This window comes from Mesorhizobium sp. M1A.T.Ca.IN.004.03.1.1, from assembly GCF_003997555.1.
Taxonomy (GTDB): domain Bacteria; phylum Pseudomonadota; class Alphaproteobacteria; order Rhizobiales; family Rhizobiaceae; genus Mesorhizobium.
In genome coordinates, this window is the sequence record NZ_RZTV01000825.1 from 1 (window position 1) to 248 (window position 248).

General features: G+C 57.3%; 1 protein-coding gene. It reads left to right on the plus strand.

Features of this window, described 5'->3' with window-relative positions:
• Positions 1-181: hypothetical protein (locus EOD29_RS36795; RefSeq protein ID WP_206520606.1), on the plus strand; the 181-nt coding region annotated here is incomplete at its 5' end.
• Positions 182-248: the final 67 nt, after the last annotated feature.

Here is a 248-nt window from a genome sequence, read left to right on the forward strand (position 1 = left end):
CTTTCTTCAGGTGCTTGGTGAAGAACGAGAGCTTCTCGTCGCTGCGGTTCGCCTCGCAGAAATCGCCGATCTCCTTGAACAGCGCCATGGCGGCGCGGCCGCCGTTCAGAGGGTCGGATTCTGGCCGCGTGCTTGGGAACCAATGACAGGCGAGACTGTTTCAGCTGTGACTTTGGCATGACGCTGACACGCCCTCCTGGCTGGGTAAGCCTCGATTTTGAGGAGACTTGCATCATGAAGTTTTCATC